A 20,437-nucleotide genomic window follows, 5' to 3' on the forward strand; every position below is an offset into this window, starting at 1 on the left:
GCCGAGGTCCAAGTCCTGATACATGCGCCAACGCCTCCAAAGAATATGCGATGTGTCATGCATCGCGATATAACGATGCGATTGCGTAGAAATACACGGCGACGTTGCCGGAGTCGTGGCTGCCGACCGAATTGAGCAGGAGCTTCGAGCGCTCGTGACACGCGCCGCCATTTTCGCGTCGTGCTCCGTAAATGCCTGTAACAGCACGCGCGGGCCAGGCTGGTGTCGAAGTCCGGATAGAAGTCCCGGCCTTGCCGAGGAACGGCAAGTTGTGAGTCGGAAAAATGGGCTACCGTACAGCAGCGCGTAGCTCAGGTAGTTCTGCGCGTTTCGCTACGTGCGCGACTCCGATGCGCTTCGGCCGGCGGTCATGAACCCGAACACCGGTTAGCGCAGCGCAGGCGGTAGCCGCCTTCCACGATCTCGGGCGGCACACGGTTAAATCGCTCGACAAGATGCGCTTATAGGCACGCGCGCGCGTGCCCGACTAGTCGGCAACCCGACATTGGCGCTGGACGAACACGCGCTTCATAAAGATCAACGCTACGCAACACTAGCGATCGATCCACTCGCCCGGCAAATACTTTGCATCGGCCAGGAACGCTCGTGTGAAACGGCTGAGCCATTCGAACAGCGTCCGAAGATGCAGCTGAGTGCATCGATGCGGTAGCGATCGACATAGCCGCGGCTTATGAACTCGAAATCCGGGAATTATTTTGACAATTCAAGTCAATGCAATACCGGCGCTCTATATCCATTGAACCGGTGTCTTTCGAAAGTAAATAATCGCCTCTATTCCTAGAGGCGAGTCATCGCGATACGCTTACGGGAATGCCCGCAGTACCCGCGAAAGCATCACCTTAAGCCGGAAACCCTGTATCGAAAACCTCAGTCATCGTGCCAGTGTAGGTACCATTACGTGAAGTACCGTCAGGGCCACTCCGACCAATAGCCAATACAAGCCCGTTACTCATCGAGGGCCGTCTCAAAGACCGCAGACACAACGCCTGTATATTTCATACCTCTTTTCACGGGGATATCCTTGTCAAAATAGACGCCCAGATTCAATTGCATGTCGCCGCCCCTTGCAGCAGCGTCCTTACTTGCAACCTCCATCTTCTCCTCATTTACCGGATCCACCATTTTATGGTCGAGGGGGTGTACCTCTCGCTGTACACCGATCTTCGAGATTCCGTCTTCGCCCAAGAGGTACCAGTTACCCGTCGTCATTGACTCCCCACCCGAAGTCAACGTCAGCTTCATATGAATGGCGCCATAACTACTTTTTACATTGAAGAACAGGACCTCGCCCAGCCCTCTACCATTCCACCCGTCATCGGGTTTAAATTTCATCTCACGACTATTTTCCCAGCCGAGTGGCGTTACTTTAAAGACATTCTGCGTCGGTACTGTACCGGCGAGCTGGACCTTTAAATCGACCGGCTCCGGATTTCCCGCATACGCCGACATTGCACATGCGCTCGCAGCAATTGCCAAAGCAAGCTTTCTCACCGACTACTCCTTACTCGACTTCAGTCTTAAACATCAGGGGTACCGCGCCCGTGTACTGCCCCGGCACCCGGGCAGCCTTGATTTTGTCGCTCGCCTCCCCCGGGCGTGATCACCCGCTCGACTGGCTTGCCGCTCTTCGCCTGGGCCTTCGTCACAACCTTGACAGACTCAGCGCCGGCGTCCTTGCCGCCGAAGGAGCACTCATAGAGGCCAGCGGGGCCGCTCATCTTGAAGCGCGCGACGGGTTGTCGACGAACCGACCTACCGCTCAGGAGTACACCGCGCGCAAGTTGGCGGCCGGGCCAAGGTCACTGCGGCCGCGCCACCAACTTCCCGGTGGAATACGTCAGCGGAGGAAGGCCATCTTCACGTCGCTGACGCGGCTTGCCCGGCCTCGACATGCATCCTCGTTCGCTTTTCGCCTTCACGCAGTTCGAACTCGCACCGCGAGCCGGCTTCGCACGGCAGCTCCTTCGTTTTCCCTGGGCGGATGTAGTACGCCGTCGGTTCACCGCATGCACCGTTCTTCTCCTTGCACACGCGATAGGCCTCGAGCGTCACCATCGAACTTCCGTTGTTCTCGACGATGCTCTTGCCACCGGCCACCTTGAACTCCGTTTGATAGCGCTCGTCGCCCGGACGCACGATCACCATGGCCCCGTATCCGGTCAGGACATTAATGCCCGCGGACAGCGATTCCTTGTATTGCTCGATTTCATCGTTGCTCAGCACAAAGTCGTCTTTCGACTTCGGCACCACCGGTACAAAGCGCACGCGATAATAGCGCTCGGCGTCGCGCTTGCCGCGATACAGCAGACGCACCGATTGGGCACCCTCGGCCGGCACGATCAGGCGAGAGGGGCTCGCGATCAGCCCTTGACCATCTCGTTGGGTCAACAGCGCGGGGTCGAGCGGCACCTCTTCCTGCTTGCCGTCATCCTTGAACACCACCTCGCTCACCTCGACCCGTACGAATGCGGTCGCATCCCCCTTGTTCCGGATCCGCTTGAGGATCGATGACTGCTTTCCGCCCATGTACTCGAACATGGGGCCAATGTTGATCGACGGCGAGCCCGCGTGGGCCGAAAGAGAGCACATGGCCAGTAGGCCAGCAAACATACACTTCGCGAGATTGACTTTCATTCGACACTCCTTTTATCGGCACTGAATGCGATCTCGCCCGATGCTTCTGGGGCCCGTCTTTCGCTCATTGCATGTGTGCCAGTTCAAAAATATGCAGCGCTTGCGTGGACCGGCTGCATGTCAGAGATTCCATTTTCCGCACGCCAGGTTGCGGCGAATATCGGAATAATCTGAAAGCACCGGCCGCGGCCCCGTCCGCCGCGTCACTCGGCGATCGCATCAAATACAACGGAGGCCCTTCCCGTATAGGTCGTCCCCGGATGCCGGCCCATCTCCGAGACTCCCTGACCGTCAATGGCAACATGGGCGGTTGCCACGGCGTTGTCCAGATACCGGTCGACATCGAGCGCGGCGGGCGCCCGCGTGGTCAGTGGAATCCGACTAAACGGCGCTTGACGGTCAGTGGTCGCACCGGCCACCGTCAACGCAAGATCGACCGGTACGACCGAGCCATGGGCGTTGCGCATGACGCAGCGGCCGGCTGCGTCTTCACCGTCCTCGCACCGCACGCTCACCCGCAGCGGCTCGCCCGTGGACAGCCCGTACGCGACGTCACGCTCGATCCTGGTAGAGGGCTTGCCTTCGGCTATCCAGTTCAACCAGCCCTGAGCAGGGGCGAGCTTGACATCGTTACCGGCGCCCGAGTCCGTGATCATGAATTTGTGGCGCACCTTCAACACGAACGCGACATCGACGCTCGATCGCGCCACGTGAGCGTGCGCGCCGAAGTCGAAATCCTTGCCTGGCCCAACCGTGAAGGTGTGCACCCCTTGGTAAGTGCCATTGGGCAGCGATACGGGATCCGGCGCGACGAGTTCGTAGGCCACGGCAAGTGAACTTCCATCGAGGACGACTGCGCCAGCGGGAAGCGGCTGGCGAGGAGTCTTGAAACAGCCCCCACCGTCGCGGGGCAAACGCCAGCCGAACCGGTAGGCATTTGCCGTGGCCATAGGCTGGACGGAGAGCGCCGTACATCCTGCCGGCGGCTGTAGCCAGCCGCCTCCATTCCAAAGGGCCGCATGCGCCGTTTCAGCGCTTCCTGCCGGCGTACCGGTCAGTTGGTACACATCGGGCCGGAGCGTGTATTGCCCGATCATGCCCACGACCCGGAACGTGACCGCAGTGACCCGGTTCGTGCGTTCGTCCCTGAGTTCGACACGAATCGGATTGGCCGGCGCCCGAAGATAGACGCCATCCTGCCCAGTCGCACCGCTATCGAGCGCACCGTAACTCACATCGCCCACCGGCAAATCGACAGTCGTCACGCCTGCACAGCCACCCGGATCGGCCGCACAAAAGCCTGCCGGCCTCGTGATATTGCGAAAGCCGTTTTCGCCTTGGGTCTGCGCACCGGGCAGATATTCAGCCTCGATCGACACATCGGCGGCACGCGCGACGGTTGCGCCGGCTAGCACCAAAGCCGAACCGGCCAGCCATCGCATGAGCACGATGAGCGCTCGGGCGGTTGATGCGCGCACGCCACGGCTGGCGCTACCCTTCTGATTACCCCTGTTCATCATGGTTCTCCGCTGAATCGGCATTGGTCTGCTCCTGTTCACATTGCAGCTCCCCAACAATCAGAGAGTCACCTTCCATTTGATGGTCCTGCGGCTTCAGGTGAAGCGTGCAGAGCGGCTTGCCCCCTTTCTCGACCTTGACGGCCGGCTTCGCGTGACTCACCTCGAGCGCGAAAAATCCGTCGGCCTCGGTGACCGACCGGCCCGCGGGGCTGGACAGATGAGCGGCTCGCACCGGGTTGCCTGCATGGTCGACCAGTCGGCCGATCACCGTCATCGTCTTCATGACGTGCACCTTCTCGTACCCGACGCCGCCCTTGTTCAGGTGGTAATGAGTCGTGCTCGGCTGCAGCGTCGCCGCCGGCGCCTGCGATCGATCGAAGAAATACTGGAGTCGACCTGCGCGATAAGCCGACACGGGAACCAGATTGCGACCCGGGCGCAGTTCAATGCTGCCCCCCGCGGTGTCCTGCGCACGCACCTTCACGCCCTCGAAATCGGATGCCAGGTCCACAATCACCGCGGACTCGCCGTTGAAGGCATTGCTTTTGCCGGATACGGCAGCGGACTTGCCGTTCGTGCCAACGGTACTGAACAGGTTCATCCCGCCGGCAATGCCCCCTTCCTTGGACGAGCGCTGGAGGAACGCATCGCCGCGCGCCACCGAATGTTCGAACTGCGTGGTGGCACCCATGCTCAAGCCGTACCGGTCGACGGTTCCGTTTGCTCCAACCGACTTGAAGAAGCCAGTGTCCAGCTCCTGCCGTACGCCCAGCGACGCATACTGATCACGCTGGCCATCCGAGCCGCTTCGCGTTCCGAGGTTCACGTTGTAACTGCGCTTCTGCTTGCCCAGCGCAATACTCAAGCCAAGATCGACGCCTCGGTTGCGGGTTCTCGCCAACGTCCCGGTGGGACGATCGAAGCCGGACAAACGCCAAGTAAGATCGTTGCCGAACAAGCTATGTCGATGCGAAACCGACAGGTCGACACCGAGGCCGCTCGTCGCGCCGCTAGCGTATGAAGCGCGCGACATGATGCTCGTTTGCGGCGTGAAGCGATGGCTCCACGTGATCGCCGAGTCATGCACCTTGCCGCTGCGCACGCTCGCGCGCGCATTCCGCTGGCGCCGGTCGTTGCGTTGCCAGCGCTGGCCGTGGCTCAGCGATACGCTCCCGTCCCGGTACGGCATCAGGATCTGCACATCGCCGCCCACTCCGTGCTTCGACGAGTGGTACACATTCCAGTAGGTTCGCGCACGGTCGGTAAACTGCCAGTCAAGCGATGCGCCGAATACGTTGGCGTCGGCCACATGCTGCGCCGACGCACCGAGCACGACCCGCGGATGGGCGAGGTAGTTGATCGCGCCACCCGCGGTGAACGCGTGCGAGCGATCCTCGCCGATCAGGTTGCGTTCCTGTCCAGCAAAGAATGCGTACTTCCACCGTTGTGTAGGATCGCTCCATGCCGCGGGTTTGTAGATAAGCTCGTTCTGCGTGGACGCAACCTGACCATCCTCGACAAGCCGGATCTCCACTTCATAAATGCCGCTGGGCAGCGGGCGCGTATCGACCACCTGCAGCCCCGGTTGCACCGATTGGCTGTGGATCAATGCACCATTGCGGTAGATTTCGACCATGCCCTGGCGATTCGCGGTCACATAAACGGGATAGAGGCTCGGGCGCGCGCCTTCAACCTCGCGTGCTTCGGACGTGCCAAACATCACCCCAAGCGTCGTCGCCGCGCCTCCGCCTGGCATGCGCGGAGGCCGAATACCCGTTGCCAGGTCCGGCGTAAAGAAGCCCGCGCGCGCAAATTTGCCCTCGAACTCGCGCTGCGCGTACAGCCGGGGCACCGAGTATTCAATCTCGCTGGCTCGCCGCATGCCGCGGTTCTGCGTCGCCTGCAATCCGCTCGTGATCGACCAGTTTCCCACGCTGCCGATGGCGTCGAACGCATACCGTCCGCCGATTTCACGGCCCTGGCCACCCGTCAGATTCAGGTAGTTGTATGTAATCAGGCCGGTGCTGCCACTGGCCGGCAGCGGGTGATATTTCTTCTGCTCACCATCCTGTTCCGCGCGGCGCGTCACGATCGATAAAACGGAGTCCTGGAGGTTGTAGTGAAGCGCGAGCACACCGTCGCAGTTGGTCTCGCAGGCGCCAAGCGCACGCGGCTCACGGAGAAATTTTTCGATCAGCGCGCGATCGCCCTGGTCGATGCCGCCGTGCTGCTCATCCGATAGCGCCACCAACAGAACCTTTCCATCCCGACTCAACGTGATCGTGCCCTCGCCTGCCGAATGACCGTCAAAATCGATGCGCACAATCAGCGGCGAATCGAACAGTTGCTCGAGAAAATCCGCCGGAAGCTGCTCCGCCTGCTCGAACAGGTCCGCCCCCGAGCCGGCCACCTCCGCACGCGCGAACGCAGCCTGTTGGCACAGCGCGCCAATGGCAAGAAAAATAGCGACGCTGATCTTGCTCATTTTTGGCATAGCTGCTCCAACATTCTTTAAATTCGGTTAAATGGATAACCCGGTAGATGCGCGGGAAAATCGGAACCGGACGCGCCTTATGGGCGAAACTCGCTCCAGAGCCACGCGAGCAAAACCACCGCAGCGGACGCGCGGCAATTTATCGGTGTGGACGGCCGGAAAGCGCAACGCCGACGGGATGCGGTCTGTGTCGACTGAGGCAATTATGGGAAATTGAATGTCCGAAACGAATCAGAGAAATCTGATTTGGGAGGCCAGGACACGGCTGAAGCGGCTTGTTAAATCTGGAGATTATTAAATAATGAAAAGCGGCGCCGGTTTGTTTGGACGGGCCGGCGTCATGCCGGCACGCAATGGCCATTGAACCCGCGCCTGCGATAAGACGGACTCGCCCCGGGTTATAGGGACGAATCCGTCGTCGTGCGCTGGCGCGGAGCAGCACCACACATGCACGAGCGAAAGCACAATCTTAATCCTCGATGCCGGTCTCGAAGGTCGCGGTCATCGAGCCAGTGTATGTACCGCTACGTGGAGTGCCGCCAGGAGCGCCAAGACGCAAACGGAGACGGACCTTGCCGCCGCTTGCAGCAGATTCAGCCGTCAAGACCTCGAATCCGTCTTCACGATTCACTGCATTCCACTCCCCCCACCAACCGTTCGACTGAAATACGGCCGCGATAAGCTCGATAGACTCGCCGCTGTCGTGTACGAGCACTCCACGGTTTTCTTTCGACACGTCTTTGCCCTGCAGGGGGGAACGAAGTTTAATACGGACGGGGCCATAGGTGCTCTTCACACTCCATTTGACTTCCCTTAGCGTATCCGTCTCACCGCCTTTCCAGTCAACTGGCGCGGTCAACGCTATGTTCGAGCCATCCCATACCGCAGCGTCGTGAGTAACATCAAAGACGCTAGGCGACGGGACTTTACCGGCGAGTTGGACCTTGAAATCGATCGGATCCGGATTTGCCGCATCCATGCACTCGCTGCAACTGCCAATACCAGCTTTTTCACCGCATTCCTCCTTACCCGTCGACCTTAGTCTCAAACATCAGCGACACCGTGCCCGAATAGTCACCCGCCACCAGGCTATCCTTCATCGCATCGCTCGCTTCCCCCGGCGTGATCTCCACTTCGATCGACTTGCCGTTCTTCGCTTCGTCCTTCGTCACAACCTCGACGGGATCAACGCCGACGTCCTTGCCGCCGACCTTGACACCCAACTTGAAGAACGCGTCCTCTTTCGTTTGGTGGCTGAGCTTCAGGTCATCGGAGGTCGAGAACTTGACCTGCACGTTGCCTACCCCACTTTTCGCAAGCACGCTCTTCTTCTGCGTATCGAACTTCTTTTCGGCCTCGTTCCAATCGAGCTTCAGCGGCACGGTAGGATCCCAATCCTGCGCCTTGACCTCGAAGCCGCCCGCCACCGGCACCTCGGCGCTCAGCTTGATCTCAAAGGACTGCTGCTTGACCTCCGCGTGCGCGGTACCGGCAACTGCGACCGCGCCCAGCAGACACGCACGAACGATTGATTGATGCATACATACTCCACGAATGATTAATAGGGGCAGCGCAATAGGATGCGCACGCCAATCACATTTTCTGCCTCTGGTCAGCCCGACCCAATCAGACAACTCTTATTTGTGCACTTCCGATGAAGACAGGATCGCTAACGATGCCATCGCCACCGCTCCTCGGGGATTTCGCGATGGTCATCACCTAATGGCTACACACATGGATTGATGATCTGCCGCCCGGTTTTAGCCCGAGCGGAGGTTGGATTCCGAGTCTAAAGGTTACTGCTTCGCGCCGTGCGCCCGCGTGAACTGCGAAGACGTCAAAGAGCGGCCTCACCGACGAACAAGCCATATACACTAAACATCATGGCCTATCGCACACACAACTCTCTTAGCCTTCGAGATCCGTCTCAAAGACCGCAAACACAGTCCCGGTATGCGGAACGCCTCTTTTTATTTTCGCGCTATCTCCAAGCAAGGCAGTCAGAACCAATTTTATTTGAGCACCTTTTGCAGCATGGTCTTTACTTGCGATCTCCAATTTATCCCTATCGGCCCATATTAACTCCTGCTTGCCGGGAATGGACACCTGCCGCAACAAACCGACCCTCGATTTTCCATCGTTGCTCTGGAGATACCAGTCGTCTTTAGCATTCGCCTTTTGCTCCCCCGAAAGCAACCACGCCTTCATATGAATAGCGCCATAGCTACTTTTTACCAGGAATGGGAGTTCTTTTTTAACTTGCATCTGATCGTCCCACTCCTCCGGAATGTCGAACCTGGCCTCCCCACCATTTTCCCAACCGACTGACTTTACTTCAAAGACATTCGGCAGCGGAACTTTACCGGCGAGTTGAACGTTGAAATCGATCGGGTTCGGATCTGCGGCATACGCCGACGTTACACATGCACTGGCAACAATTGCCACAACGAGCCTTTTCATCATGCTGAACAATTGACCCTTGCAGTAAGTTCTTTGGACCATTCAAGTTAATGCGATAGCGGCACGCAATGGCCATTTGATCGGCGCCTGTGGAAAGACGGGTTCGCCCCGACTTATAGGGACGAATCCGTCGTCGTGCGCTGGCGGGGAGCACCGCACATGCACGAGCGAAAGCACAACCTCAATCCTCGATGCCGGTCTCGAAGACCACTGGAAGCGTTCCACTGTATTCTCCGGGCCGCGGCGCTCCATCAAGCTTTACCCACAGTGCCAACCCGGCCAGCCCCCCCGTCTTGGCTAGCTCTGCACCAACAACGTCGTGCCGAGTCCCCACCCAATAGGGGCCTATCCAGGTCCCTATCCAGTCCCTGTTGTCGAGCGTCGAGGCGTTCCAGCCGACCTGCATAGCGTCGCCACTAGCGTTTTTAATATAGACGTTCTCACCCATATTACCGACCCGCATGCGGACTAGACCATAGCTGCTGCGCACCTTCCAGATCAGATCCACTTTTGACGAGTTGCCCTTCGTCCACCCATCCGGATGCGTAAAGACAACGTTATCCAAATCTCCCCTGTTCACCGTAACATCAAAGAAATCCTGCGAGGGTACCTCGCCCTTGATCTGAACATTGAGATTGATCGGATCCGGATTTGCCGCGTACACAGACATAGCCCATGCACTCGCTGCAACTGCCAATACCAGCTTTTTCACCGCATTCCTCCTTACCCGTCGACCTTAGTCTCAAACATCAGCGACACCGTGCCCGTATAGTCACCCGCCACCAGGCTATCCTTCATCGCATCGCTCGCTTCCCCCGGCGTGATCTCCACTTCGATCGACTTGCCGTTCTTCGCTTCGTCCTTCGTCACAACCTCGACGGGATCAACGCCGACGTCCTTGCCGCCGACCTTGACACCCAACTTGAAGAACGCGTCCTCTTTCGTTTGGTGGCTGAGCTTCAGCTCATCGGAGGTCGAGAACTTGACCTGCACGTTGCCTACCCCGCTTTTCGCAAGCACGCTCTTCTTCTGCGTATCGAACTTCTTTTCGGCCTCGTTCCAATCGAGCTTCAGCGGCACGGTAGGATCCCAATCCTGCGCCTTGACCTCGAAGCCGCCCGCCGCCGGCACCTCGGCGCTCAGCTTGATCTCAAAGGACTGCTGCTTGACCTCCGCGTGCGCGGTACCGGCAATTGCGACCGCGCCCAGCAGACACGCACGAACGATTGATTGATGCATACATACTCCACAAATTATTAATAGGGGCAGCGCAACAGGATGCGCACGCCAACCACATTTTCTGCCTCTGGTCAGCCCGTCCCAATCAGACAACTCATATCTTGTGTGCTGTCGATGAATATAGGGTCGCTTAGAGCTGCTAACACAACCGAGACGCAAAACCCTGAGCGCCATATTGTTGCGGCACGGTCAGACGCAAAATCAGTAACTAGTTATGGGCGGCACTAGAGTCGCCGATTCCGGTGTTCAGGCCTTCACCCAAAGGTGGTCGCCGACGCACAGTGCATGACGGCGCAGCATTGAACGGCATCCTGCATGTCTTGCATCGACATCAGTGACGATAGAAACGAAAGAAACATGACCATCTCTAATTCTTGCGATGGTGACCTCTAACCATCGCGAGACGGGGCCCACAAGACCCATTTTCGAAGATGCGCCAACCCAATTGAGCGACGCAGAGAGTCGCGAGCTTCAGAGAAAATCCCTCTGCGCCACAAAATTTACGCCGAAGCATACGAGTCTAGCCCATGCCAAGGCACAGGCCAAACTCACTCCTCAAACCCGGTCTCGAAGACCACTGGAAACGTTCCGCTGTATTCTCCGGGCCGCGGCGCTCCATCAAGCTTTACCCACAGTGCCAACATGGCCAGTCCGCCCGTCCTCGCTACCTCTGCATCAACAACCTCGCGCCAAGTCCCCACTTTATAGGGGCCTACGAAGCCGTTACTATTGTTGAGCGTCGAGACGTTCCAGCGGATCGGCATGGCGTCGCCAGTAACGTTTTCAATAGATGCCTCCTCATTCAAGTTGCCGGCCAGCATGCGGACTCCACCATAGCTGCTGCGCACCTTCCAGCTCAGGGTCACCTTTGACGAATCGCCCTTCGTCCACCCATCCGGATGCGTAAAGACAACGTTATCCAAATCTCCGCTGTTCACCGTAACATCAAAGAAATCCTGCGAGGGCACCTCGCCCTTGATCTGAACATTGAGATTGATCGGATCCGGATTTGCCGCATACACCGACATAGCCCATGCACTCGCTGCAACTGCCAATACCAGCTTTTTCACCGCATTCCTCCTTACCCGTCGACCTTGGTCTCAAACATCAGCGACACCGTGCCCGTATAGTCACCCGCCACCAGGCTATCCTTCATCGCATCGCTCGCTTCCCCCGGCGTGATCTCCACTTCGATCGACTTGCCGTTCTTCGCTTCGTCCTTCGTCACCACCTCGACGGGATCAACGCCGACATCCTTGCCGCCAACCTTGACACCCAACTTGAAGAACGCGTCCTCTTTCGTTTGGTGGCTGAGCTTCAGCTCATCGGAGGTCGAGAACTTGACCTGCACGTTGCCTACCCCGCTTTTCGCAAGCACGCTCTTCTTCTGCGTATCGAACTTCTTTTCGGCCTCGTTCCAATCGAGCTTCAGCGGCACGGTAGGATCCCAATCCTGCGCCTTGACCTCGAAGCCGCCCACTGCCGGCACCTCGGCGCTCAGCTTGATCTCAAAGGACTGCTCCTTGACCTCTGCGTGCGCGGTACCGGCAATTGCGACCGCGCCCAGCAGACACGCACGAATGATTGATTGATGCATACATACTCCACGAATAATTAATAGGGGCAGCGCAACAGGATGCGCACGCCAATCACATTTTCTGCCTCTGGTCAGCCCGACCCAATCAGACAACTCTTATTTGTGCCCACCGTTTGCACAGTAGGATTGCTAATCGAAATCATCGAAGCCATCCCCGGTCGAGCCCCGTGACCAACGGCTAACGGCTACGCATTGCACTTGATGACCAGGGTGTCGAGCGAGGGTTACCGCCCGGAGTACAGCTCGACGCCTTGCGTCATCGAGACCAACGATCAGTGCTCTCGCGCAATGCCGCTGGTGTTCTTAGTGCATCGTCGCCGTTCGCGATGGCGGATGCGACGAGCGAGGCACTCAACATCACAAACTCCGGGGTTCCGTAGCCCAACCTCTCTGCGGCCCGCTCTACATGATGATAGTCACCGGGATGGACCTCCAGAACGACTACCTTGTTTTCGCATCGATTGTGATTCACCGAAGCCCTCTCCTTTCGTTTCCAGTGGCCAAGATTTTGAACCCTGTCGGCGGAGTCCAATGAAATTAATGGTACCGACAGTGGCAAACCACATCGATCAGAAATGTCTCAAATGAGTTTCGGGTTGGCCTCGGCACAGGCTTCGAGCCGGCGGCGTTAGAGAAATTCGGGGATGACGTGAGCAGCGCGGCGTGCGTCTTCAATCAGCGCCACGCCGCTCGGTTCCCACTTCTGCCGGAGACATCCGGACTTCCGTATGGGAGGCGCGTTGAGATTCAGCCCCCGATGTTGACTTGATACGGGTAAAGCAGTGCGAAATCGGCATCGCGCTCTTCCAATCGTGTCGGGAAGCCGCAGCGACGTGCGGGGCCGCGATCCGCAACCGGATTGCCGAGCGAGCGCTGCGTGGTATCGCGATCGGGAGGCGCAACAACTTGTTCGTCAGTTCCAAACCGGGCGTCGAACGCGGCAGCGATGGGTGGTTTAATCGACACGGCGCCATTGAGCGACTTCGATCCCGAGGGCATACTTCACGCACGTACGTGCCTGCCCACATCGGGACCGTGCGGCTTTTTCTCGCCCCCACAGCGTCAATGCACAAGTAGTGCTTCGACTCTCCTGCGGCTTAGACCAGACAACGTCGACGTGACGATGGACAGCACTTTGAAGTCCGCCGACTCGGCAAGCGCATCCGATACCGACTGAATGTCGGTCGCCGCCTGTGCGACTGCGGGTCCGTTCTTGTCGCCTTGCAGCGCTTGTCCCTTGGTATCGAGGTGGGCGCGCAGCGTGCGGTCCGCTTGCGTCAGCCCGTCGAGCGCGCGCACCACGTCGCGCAATGTCGCGCGTTGCGACACGCGGTCGGTCACTTGCCAGCGCGCGGGATCGACGGCTTCCGGCATCGCGTCGACTTGCGCGCGGCTGGGGCGGCCTCCAGGGAACCGCCTGCCCCCACCCTGCACCATAAGATGATCGCGCACGGTAGGCCAGCGCGATTCCGCCACGGTGAAATCAATCTGGCCGTCCACGGCCAGCGCCGCGCGAACACCCATGCAGGCCAGTGCACCGTCCAGCTCACGCGCAAAGGCGGCTGCGTCGAGCGGCGCATCGCCAAAGCTGACCGCTATCGGCTGCTTGCCCAAGCCGGCCGGGTGGAAAACGAGCGTTTCCGCACCGCCGCTTCGCCATTGCTCGACATCGAGCGCGCGCATGCGGAACGTACATACTGCATCGGCGGCCGGATGCACCGCCAACTGCGCATCCAGCACACCGCCCGCCAGCACCGCACGGTCGCGCCAGAATGCGCCGAATTTCTCGATAAGTGCAGCAGCACCATCGCCTCCGCGTTCCGCGCCGCTCAAGACCATGCCGATTGCCCTCTTCAACCCGCGCAGCTGCCCAGCGGCCGTCTCGACAAACGCGAGCGCACGCTGCGCGACAGTCACGTCGGCGTTCAGTTGTGCGTGGCGTGCGGTAAAGGCGACCGACACTTCCGGGAAGCGCGGCGCCGCCGCGGAAATTCCCGATGCCGGCAGGTGGGCAATCGGTGTCGCGGTGAGTGCGGCGGCGTGCTTCGTACGAGCACCCCGCTGCGCGCGGCTGGCCACATGTGCATCGTCACGCCGGGAAACCAGCTGACCGCGAACGGGTGTGGTAGATCCCATCTTCATGAACGCGGCCTCAGATTGCGTCGAACAACGACAACTGCGTCATGCGCGTATAAATCGCGTACGAACCTTTCACGGCTGCGATGTAGTTGTTTAACTGGTCGATCGCCTCGGCAAAGTCCAGTTCCCCTACCAGACTAACGGCTTGCCCGTTGGCGACAAGCTGCGCCGAATGATTCTCGCTCATCAGATCCAGCGTGTTCTGCGCACCGCCTAGATCCGTAATCGTCACGCTCAAGGCATCGATGCCGTTGCGCTTGACCGAGTCCAACGCCGCCGTCAAGACGCGTCGCACCGCCGGTGCGCTCGGATTGACGTCAGGATTCTCCATGGCCGCAATGGCCGCTTCGAGCTTGTTCATCACATCGGCCAGAGGCTCGACCGTGACGTTGGCGTGCTGCGTGACGCCGTGGCCGATCACCACTTGCTGCAGTTCACCGTTGCCGGCGTACGAGTAGCGGCTGCCGACAGGCGCGGTCGCGTCATATGCGACCGGCGCCGTATTCGTTTGCGAACCGGAGAAAAGAAAGTTGCCATCGCCATCCTTGGCATTGGCGGCTTGCTTCAAGTTGTCGAGCCGCATGCGCAGTGGCGCGGCGAGCGCATTCAGATCGGCCGCGCTGCGACTGCCGTCGGCGGCAGACAGCAACGAATCGTGCACGGACATCACCGTGCCAAGCATGCCGTCAAGATGCGCTTCATTCTTTTGCAAGCGCACCGACAGCGTGTCGATGTTCTTCTGATAACGCTCCAGCACCGAGGTGTCGCGCTCAATAAGCAGCAGCCGCGCGGCCGCAATCGGGTCGTCCGATGCGCGCTGCACTCGCTGACCCGTGGATATCTTGGACGTGAGATCGGCGGCCTTGCTGTTCGACGCGCGTAGCGTCGCGAGCATGGTGTTGCCGAAGTGTTGACTGGCGATACGCATGTGCTGTTTACCGAATTAAAAGTTAGTCTTCGACGCCCCGTGCCGCTGCTTACGCCGCCGTAGCGGTCTCTCGGCCTTTCCGGTATGGGCGACCACACGCCGTCATACCGATCGCACCGGATTTCCCCACTGCATCACCAATTGCGATTGCCGAACGGGGCTCTTTGATGCCGCTCGCCTTTGACAGAACGGCTTGCCGGCGTCTCTTCATTGGCTCACAACGCTCGCAGGTGCGAGCCATCCATTCCATCCCGCTTAGAAAGCGCGCATCGTCGCGTCGAACAATTCCTTTGCGACGGAAATCACTTTCATGTTGGCCGAGTAAATCTGAAGGGCCTCGGAAAGATTGACGGCTTCCTCGTCCATGCTGACTCCGGACAGCGACTGCCACGCTTCTTCCGCTTGCTGGCGAACATTCACGGCAATTGCCAAACTCGACTGGTTCTGCTCACTCTGCGCGCCGAGCTTCCCGACGAGTTGGACGTACGCGTCGCCCAACGAGGACTCGCCGAAGCCCGGCAAATCGATCCGTCGGGAGCGCAGTTCGATCAGCTTGAGAAGATTGTCGCTGTTGCCAGGGGTCTTTGGATCGCCCGAAAAGCCGAGCTCCTCGGGCTTCATCTCGTTGGCCGTCAGTTGGCCCGTTACCGGATTGAACGTGAACAGCGCCTTGCCCGGCGAACCTCCCATGCCGAAGCCAGCAGTGACTTGCTCGTTGAAGCTGCCCGCAAGTTCGGCCGCCAGCGAGCGGATTGCCTCCATCTGCGGCAGCAGCGTGTCCTTTGCAAAAGACGACAAGCCGCCCAGCTCACCGCCAACCTTGGCACCGTCCACCGAATACTGCGTACCGGCCAGTTCCAGCTTGAGTTCGAACGTGCCGCCGGACAGCGTTTCCACCTTCATCTTTGCGACCTGACGGCCCGCAATCAGCGGTGTACCGCCCGCAAGACTCACGTCGACGGTGCCGTCGGGCTGACGAACGGTGCGAATATCGACCAACGTCGCCAACTGGTCGATGGCCTGGTCGCGCTGATCGATAAGCTCGGATGGTGCGCCACCGTTGGCTTCCGCCTCCGCGACGAGACGGTTCAACTCGGCGGCAGTTCGGGATAGGCCGTTGATCTGCTCCACGGTGGCCGCGCTTTGTTGGCGCAGCGTATCGAGCTGGCCACGCATCATCTGCTGCACACTATTGAAGCTCTTCGCCATGCCGCCGGCAGCCAGCAGCACCTGCTGCCGCAGTGCAGAGTTAGTCACATCGGCGCTGGCCGCATCCAGCGCACTGAAAAATTTTCCCATCGAGACTTTGATGCTGCCGTCCTTGAGCCCCATCACCTCCTCGAGCTGACGGAAATACGATTCCGCCGCCCGGTGCTCGCCGACCGATCCGTGCGACGCCCACTTCTGCTGCGTGTTGGTGTGATTGCCGAAACGGATCACCGAACTCGCATCGACACCACCACTCACGCGCGAGGTTCGCAGCACACCCTGGCGCGTGTAACCGACGGTCTGCTGGTTTGCCGTGTTGCGTGCCGACCTGTCCATTGCTGCTCGCGCCCCGAGCGCGCCTGACAAACCAATTTGGGTAATCTTCATAGTGACGTTCGAGTACAAAAAGTGTGGCGGTGAATGTGTTAATGCATCAGGCTTTCGACGGCGTCGCATCAGGTGGCAGCATCTGCGCGACCAGCGTGTCTGCGATGCCAAAACCACGTTGCTTCGCGATGGCATCGGCCACCGCACGGTTCGCGTAGTCAAGCATTGCTTCGCTGGAACGGTCGGCAAAGCCATCGTCCCCCTTGAGCTGGTCGGTCGCCTTCTTCATTTCGCTCAGCATCTGGGCGATGAAAAGGCCTTCGAATTTCACGGCTGCATCTTCCACGCGTGCGCGGTAAGCTGGATCCGACACCTTGACGGCCGCCGTCTCGATCGCAGCGTACCGTGCGTGTGACAGGTATTCGGGTTCAAACGTCATAATCGAATTCTTCATCAGATCACCACCAGATCCCCTGTCAGCGCGCCAGCTTCGGCAAGGGCTTGCAGGATCGCCATCAGGTCATCCGGCGTGGCACCGGTGCGGGTGATCGTGTCGACGATCGCTTGCAAGCTAGCGCCCGATGTCCACTGAAACGCATTGCCGCCCGCCTGCGTCACCCCGATCTCACTCACGGGCGCCGTCACGGTGCTGCCGTTGGCGAATGCGTTCGGCTGGCTGACCATCGTGCCTTCGGCAATCGTCACCTTGAGCGAGCCGTGCGAGACGACCGCCGGTTTGACCGTCACTCCCTGACTGATAACGACCGTACCGGTGCGCGAGTTAAAGACAACGCGCGGCACCTCTGCGCCTTTACTCACCTTCAACGCGTTCAGGCGCGCAACGAACGCCACGCGCTGGCTCGCCACCGGGGGGGCGACCACATCCACCGAGGTGGCGTCCACCGTGCTGGCGACTTCGCTGCCGAGCGCGTTGTTGATCACGTCGGCGATACTGGAGGCGGTCTGGAAATCCGGACGTTTCAGGTTCAAGCGTACGGTGGGCGTATCGGCAAAATCGGTGGCAATCTCCCGCTCGATCGTCGCACCCTTGGGAATCCGGCCCGTGGTGGGCGTATTGATGGTGACGCTGGTACCGCTGCGCCCTTGCACGTTCAGACCTGGAATCACCAGGTTGCCTTGCGCCAGCGCATAGACGTCGCCGTCCGCCGCGCGCAACGGGGTCATCAGAAGTGTTCCGCCACGCAGGCTCTTCGCATCGCCGAGCGATGAAACGGTCACGTCCACTTTCTGGCCGCGCCGATAGCCCGGCGGGAAAGTCGCGCTCACTATCACCGCGGCCGCGTTGCGCGAACGCAGGTTGATATTTTCCGGCAGCCGTGTGCCAAATTGCTTGAGCATATTCGTCAGCGACTGGGTGGTGTACTTCGCTTGCGTGCCGTCACCTGATCCGGCCAAGCCAACCACGATGCCGTAGCCGACAAGCGCATTCTCACGCACGCCCTCTACGTCGACCAGGCTACCGACGGTCTGCGCGCGCGCTTCAATTGTGTTGCTCAGCGCGATGCCGATTACGATAGCCAGGGCGGCGGCACGGGTGGTGAGTCGGATTGGTTTCATCGTTTCATCCTGTGGTCGATTGGGCGTCGACCTGGTTCAGTCCGTTCGTCGTCGTCAACTCAGAACGGCATCCACGGGCTGTTGAAGAATCGGGTCAACAAGCCAGGCTGATTTGCGTCCGCCAGCGACCCACGGCCCGCGTAGGTAATGCGCGCATTCGCCACGCGTTGAGATGACACACGATTGTTCGAGTCGATGTCGGCGGCACGCACGTAACCCGCCAGACGCACGTTCTCTTCGCCCTGGTTGAGCACGAGGCGCTTCTCGCCCCGCACTTGCAGCAGGCCGTTGGGCATCACGCGCAGCACCACCACCGTCACCGAGCCGCGCAGCGTGTTTTGTTGCGAGCTGGAACCCGCGCCGTTGAACCCGCTCTTCGTGCCGAGTTCGGCCTCGACCGGCAGCGTCTTGCCGAACAGCGACGGCTTCTTGGCGCTGAGACTGCTGTCCTTGCCGACCTGCGTGCCGCTCTTCTTGCTCGCCTGGGTCGACTCTTCGAGATCCACCGTCAACACGTCGCCGGCGCGGAAGGCGCGCACGTCCGACGTGAGCGACCAAGCCTGATCGGGAACCAGCACGCCGCCCGCAGTGCCTCGGCGGACATCGAAAACGGTATCGGGCATGCCGTCGTCGAAGTCCGGCAGCGAACGATCGAACGGCCCGGTCGCACAACCGCCCAGCAAGGCCAGCATGCCGCCCATAGCAACGAAGCGGACGACCGTCATCAGCGCGCTGCCTGCGACAGGTACTGCATCATGTTGTCGGCAGCCGACAGCACCTTGGTGTTCATCTCGTAGGTGCGTTGGGCAGCGATCATCTCGACCATTTCCTCCACGGCCAACACGTTGGAACCCTCGAGCGCACCTTGCTTGATCGTTCCGGTGCCATTCTGACCGGGCTCGCTTTCGGTGGGCGCGCCGCTGGCAACGGTTTCCGCATACAGGTTGCCGCCCAATGCGAGCAGGCCAGCCGGATTAACGAACTGGGCAAGCTGAAGTTGGCCGACTTCGGCCAGCGTCTTGCCTGCGCCCATCGAAACCGATACCGTCCCGTTCTCGCTGATGGTGATACCCACCGCCTCAGGCGGAATGTCGATACCCGGCACGAGCGGCAGGCCCTGTGCATTGATCAGGCGGCCCTGGTCGTTCAGGCGCAACTGGCCGGCGCGCGTGTAGCCCACTTCGCCGTTCGGCATTTCCACCTGCAAAAAGCCATTGCCGACAATGGCCACGTCCAGCGGCTGGCCGGTCTCCTGGAGCGCACCCGTGGTGAACACCTTTTGTGTGCCGGCAATCCGCGTGCCGTTGCCGAGTTGCACACCCGGCCCGGTTGCGTTGTCCGATACCTGCGCACCGGGCTGGCGCTCGGCACGGTAGAACATGTCCTCGAACACGGCACGATCGCGTTTGAAGCCGACCGTGTTGACGTTCGCAAGGTTGTTGGCAATCGCCTGCAGCTTCGCGTCCTGGGCCTGGATGCCCGTCTTGCTGATCCACATTGCGTGATTCATCGTTGCCCTTCAGTGTTGGTTGATTCGTTTGGCGCCGGTCCACCCGAGCGCTTACCCGCGGATGAGCCGGTTGCCGGCATCGGCCATTTCATCGGCCACCTTGTATAGCTTCATCTGCATCTCGAATGAGCGCGTCAGCGACATCGTTTGCATCATTTCCTCGACGGCCGACACGTTGCTGGCTTCCAAATGGCCCCCCTTGACGGTCACGCTGTCGTCGGCCGGATAGTCGGTACCCGTGCGCGAAACGATGAGGCCCTGCGCGTTCTTCACCAGGTCGGTCGGCTCCGGGTTCACCAGCAGCAGGCGACCCGCGTCCTGCACATCCTTCTCGCCCGCCGTCACGACGGAGATCGTGCCGTCCGCGCCGATCGTCAACGCGTCGTGCTCGGGCAGCACGATCGGACCGCCTTCCCCCAATACGGCGTTACCGTTCAGGGTCAGTGCGCCGTCGCCATCGAGCGTGAGCGCGCCAGCTCGCGTGTACGCCACGCCCTGAGCGGTTTCCACCGCCAGATAGCCGGCTCCGTCGATAGCCACATCCAGCGTTCGACCCGTTTCGCTGATCTTGCCGGGCTCGTGATTCATATGCGTCGACGTGAGCGTTGCGTGGTAACGCGAGTCGTAGCCATAACCCCTGGCTGCCTCGCTTGTCACGCTGGCCAGATCGGCGCGAAAGCCGCTGGTCTGTGCATTGGCGAGGTTGTTGGCTCGCACGTTGAGCGCGCACAGCGAATGCTCGGCGCCTGTCATCGCGGTGTAGAGGAGGTTGTCCATCGCG

The 20,437-nt window shown here is 60.0% G+C and carries 19 protein-coding genes and 2 pseudogenes; 2 read left to right on the plus strand and 19 right to left on the minus strand.

What is annotated here, in order from left to right; genetic code table 11:
• Nucleotides 1-389: 389 nt before the first annotated feature.
• Nucleotides 390-705 (plus strand): annotated as a pseudogene (locus AP428_RS37575) (transposase); the annotation flags it as partial.
• Between the two features lie 261 nt (nucleotides 706-966).
• Here the strand turns inward: AP428_RS37575 and AP428_RS36965 are convergent.
• The 11 genes from AP428_RS36965 to AP428_RS29710 form a co-directional block, all read right to left on the minus strand.
• Nucleotides 967-1,512 carry a hypothetical protein gene (locus AP428_RS36965; RefSeq protein WP_125381099.1) on the minus strand — a complete coding sequence of 182 codons (546 nt, stop codon included), beginning with the start codon at nucleotides 1,510-1,512 and terminating at the stop codon, nucleotides 967-969.
• Nucleotides 1,513-1,878: 366 nt separating this feature from the next.
• Nucleotides 1,879-2,655, minus strand: a complete 777-nt coding sequence (locus AP428_RS29670; RefSeq protein WP_125381098.1) for a molecular chaperone — start codon at nucleotides 2,653-2,655, stop codon at nucleotides 1,879-1,881.
• Between the two features lie 203 nt (nucleotides 2,656-2,858).
• The gene (locus tag AP428_RS29675; protein ID WP_125381097.1) at nucleotides 2,859-4,172 is read right to left on the minus strand and encodes a hypothetical protein; all 1,314 of its coding nucleotides are present in this window, start codon (nucleotides 4,170-4,172) and stop codon (nucleotides 2,859-2,861) included.
• The gene (locus AP428_RS29680; protein WP_054928489.1) at nucleotides 4,159-6,660 is read right to left on the minus strand and encodes a TcfC E-set like domain-containing protein; all 2,502 of its coding nucleotides are present in this window, start codon (nucleotides 6,658-6,660) and stop codon (nucleotides 4,159-4,161) included. The genes AP428_RS29675 and AP428_RS29680 overlap by 14 nt, the downstream gene beginning before the upstream one ends.
• 478 nt (nucleotides 6,661-7,138) lie before the next feature.
• Entirely contained in the window at nucleotides 7,139-7,648 is a 510-nt protein-coding gene (locus AP428_RS36970) for a hypothetical protein (protein ID WP_156349361.1), read from the minus strand.
• 46 nt (nucleotides 7,649-7,694) lie between these two features.
• Nucleotides 7,695-8,210, minus strand: a complete 516-nt coding sequence (locus AP428_RS29685) for a CS1 type fimbrial major subunit (protein WP_054928490.1) — start codon at nucleotides 8,208-8,210, stop codon at nucleotides 7,695-7,697.
• Between the two features lie 367 nt (nucleotides 8,211-8,577).
• Nucleotides 8,578-9,132: a hypothetical protein gene (locus AP428_RS36975; RefSeq protein WP_125381095.1), complete on the minus strand. Its 555-nt coding sequence runs from the start codon at nucleotides 9,130-9,132 to the stop codon at nucleotides 8,578-8,580.
• Between the two features lie 178 nt (nucleotides 9,133-9,310).
• Complete coding sequence (locus AP428_RS29695) at nucleotides 9,311-9,841, minus strand: hypothetical protein (RefSeq protein ID WP_125381094.1); 531 nt, start codon at nucleotides 9,839-9,841, stop codon at nucleotides 9,311-9,313.
• An 11-nt stretch (nucleotides 9,842-9,852) separates the two neighbouring features.
• Nucleotides 9,853-10,368, minus strand: coding sequence for a CS1 type fimbrial major subunit (locus tag AP428_RS29700; protein WP_054928493.1), 516 nt, complete (start codon nucleotides 10,366-10,368; stop codon nucleotides 9,853-9,855).
• 548 nt (nucleotides 10,369-10,916) lie between these two features.
• The gene (locus AP428_RS29705; RefSeq protein WP_125381093.1) at nucleotides 10,917-11,438 is read right to left on the minus strand and encodes a hypothetical protein; all 522 of its coding nucleotides are present in this window, start codon (nucleotides 11,436-11,438) and stop codon (nucleotides 10,917-10,919) included.
• An 11-nt stretch (nucleotides 11,439-11,449) separates the two neighbouring features.
• Nucleotides 11,450-11,965, minus strand: a complete 516-nt coding sequence (locus AP428_RS29710; protein ID WP_054928495.1) for a CS1 type fimbrial major subunit — start codon at nucleotides 11,963-11,965, stop codon at nucleotides 11,450-11,452.
• 846 nt (nucleotides 11,966-12,811) lie between these two features.
• Here AP428_RS29710 and AP428_RS37825 point away from each other — a divergent pair.
• Nucleotides 12,812-12,968 (plus strand): annotated as a pseudogene (locus AP428_RS37825) (IS66 family transposase); the annotation flags it as partial.
• Between the two features lie 59 nt (nucleotides 12,969-13,027).
• Here AP428_RS37825 and AP428_RS29715 read toward each other — a convergent pair.
• The 8 genes from AP428_RS29715 to AP428_RS29750 all read right to left on the minus strand — a co-directional run bounded on the left by AP428_RS29715 (nucleotide 13,028) and on the right by AP428_RS29750 (nucleotide 20,433).
• Nucleotides 13,028-14,107, minus strand: coding sequence for a hypothetical protein (locus AP428_RS29715; RefSeq protein WP_054928496.1), 1,080 nt, complete (start codon nucleotides 14,105-14,107; stop codon nucleotides 13,028-13,030).
• Between the two features lie 10 nt (nucleotides 14,108-14,117).
• Nucleotides 14,118-15,032 (minus strand): flagellar hook-associated protein FlgL, encoded by a 915-nt coding sequence (flgL, locus tag AP428_RS29720; RefSeq protein ID WP_054928497.1) that lies wholly within the window; start codon nucleotides 15,030-15,032, stop codon nucleotides 14,118-14,120.
• A 255-nt stretch (nucleotides 15,033-15,287) separates the two neighbouring features.
• A complete protein-coding gene (gene flgK, locus AP428_RS29725; protein WP_063934026.1) occupies nucleotides 15,288-16,628 on the minus strand; it encodes a flagellar hook-associated protein FlgK in 1,341 nt (446 codons plus the stop codon).
• A 46-nt stretch (nucleotides 16,629-16,674) separates the two neighbouring features.
• Complete coding sequence (locus AP428_RS29730) at nucleotides 16,675-17,022, minus strand: hypothetical protein (RefSeq protein WP_125381091.1); 348 nt, start codon at nucleotides 17,020-17,022, stop codon at nucleotides 16,675-16,677.
• Nucleotides 17,022-18,146, minus strand: coding sequence for a flagellar basal body P-ring protein FlgI (locus AP428_RS29735; RefSeq protein ID WP_054928499.1), 1,125 nt, complete (start codon nucleotides 18,144-18,146; stop codon nucleotides 17,022-17,024). The genes AP428_RS29730 and AP428_RS29735 overlap by 1 nt, the downstream gene beginning before the upstream one ends.
• Nucleotides 18,147-18,205: 59 nt before the next feature.
• Nucleotides 18,206-18,871, minus strand: coding sequence for a flagellar basal body L-ring protein FlgH (gene flgH, locus AP428_RS29740; RefSeq protein WP_054928500.1), 666 nt, complete (start codon nucleotides 18,869-18,871; stop codon nucleotides 18,206-18,208).
• Entirely contained in the window at nucleotides 18,871-19,656 is a 786-nt protein-coding gene (gene flgG, locus AP428_RS29745) for a flagellar basal-body rod protein FlgG (protein WP_193760016.1), read from the minus strand. Before flgG ends, flgH begins: the two co-directional genes overlap by 1 nt.
• A gap of 51 nt (nucleotides 19,657-19,707) precedes the next feature.
• Complete coding sequence (locus tag AP428_RS29750; RefSeq protein WP_054928502.1) at nucleotides 19,708-20,433, minus strand: flagellar basal body rod protein FlgF; 726 nt, start codon at nucleotides 20,431-20,433, stop codon at nucleotides 19,708-19,710.
• Between the last annotated feature and the right edge of the window lie 4 nt (nucleotides 20,434-20,437).

Source organism: Burkholderia sp. E168m22, from assembly GCF_001319805.1.
In the GTDB taxonomy this organism is placed as follows: Bacteria; Pseudomonadota; Gammaproteobacteria; order Burkholderiales; family Burkholderiaceae; genus Burkholderia; species Burkholderia orbicola.

Bases quoted from the DNA above. Each gene is read 5' to 3' on its own strand.
- AP428_RS36970 (WP_156349361.1), bottom strand. From the start codon at position 7,648: ATGGATGCGGCAAATCCGGATCCGATCGATTTCAAGGTCCAACTCGCC.
- flgK (WP_063934026.1), bottom strand. From the start codon at position 16,628: ATGAAGATTACCCAAATTGGTTTGTCAGGCGCGCTCGGGGCGCGAGCA.
- flgG (WP_193760016.1), bottom strand. From the start codon at position 19,656: ATGAATCACGCAATGTGGATCAGCAAGACGGGCATCCAGGCCCAGGAC.
- AP428_RS29675 (WP_125381097.1), bottom strand. From the start codon at position 4,172: ATGAACAGGGGTAATCAGAAGGGTAGCGCCAGCCGTGGCGTGCGCGCA.
- AP428_RS29710 (WP_054928495.1), bottom strand. From the start codon at position 11,965: ATGCATCAATCAATCATTCGTGCGTGTCTGCTGGGCGCGGTCGCAATT.
- flgH (WP_054928500.1), bottom strand. From the start codon at position 18,871: ATGACGGTCGTCCGCTTCGTTGCTATGGGCGGCATGCTGGCCTTGCTG.
- AP428_RS36975 (WP_125381095.1), bottom strand. From the start codon at position 9,132: ATGATGAAAAGGCTCGTTGTGGCAATTGTTGCCAGTGCATGTGTAACG.
- AP428_RS29715 (WP_054928496.1), bottom strand. From the start codon at position 14,107: ATGAAGATGGGATCTACCACACCCGTTCGCGGTCAGCTGGTTTCCCGG.
- AP428_RS29700 (WP_054928493.1), bottom strand. From the start codon at position 10,368: ATGCATCAATCAATCGTTCGTGCGTGTCTGCTGGGCGCGGTCGCAATT.
- AP428_RS29730 (WP_125381091.1), bottom strand. From the start codon at position 17,022: ATGAAGAATTCGATTATGACGTTTGAACCCGAATACCTGTCACACGCA.
- AP428_RS29670 (WP_125381098.1), bottom strand. From the start codon at position 2,655: ATGAAAGTCAATCTCGCGAAGTGTATGTTTGCTGGCCTACTGGCCATG.
- AP428_RS29685 (WP_054928490.1), bottom strand. From the start codon at position 8,210: ATGCATCAATCAATCGTTCGTGCGTGTCTGCTGGGCGCGGTCGCAGTT.
- AP428_RS29750 (WP_054928502.1), bottom strand. From the start codon at position 20,433: ATGGACAACCTCCTCTACACCGCGATGACAGGCGCCGAGCATTCGCTG.
- AP428_RS29735 (WP_054928499.1), bottom strand. From the start codon at position 18,146: ATGAAACCAATCCGACTCACCACCCGTGCCGCCGCCCTGGCTATCGTA.
- flgL (WP_054928497.1), bottom strand. From the start codon at position 15,032: ATGCGTATCGCCAGTCAACACTTCGGCAACACCATGCTCGCGACGCTA.
- AP428_RS29680 (WP_054928489.1), bottom strand. From the start codon at position 6,660: ATGAGCAAGATCAGCGTCGCTATTTTTCTTGCCATTGGCGCGCTGTGC.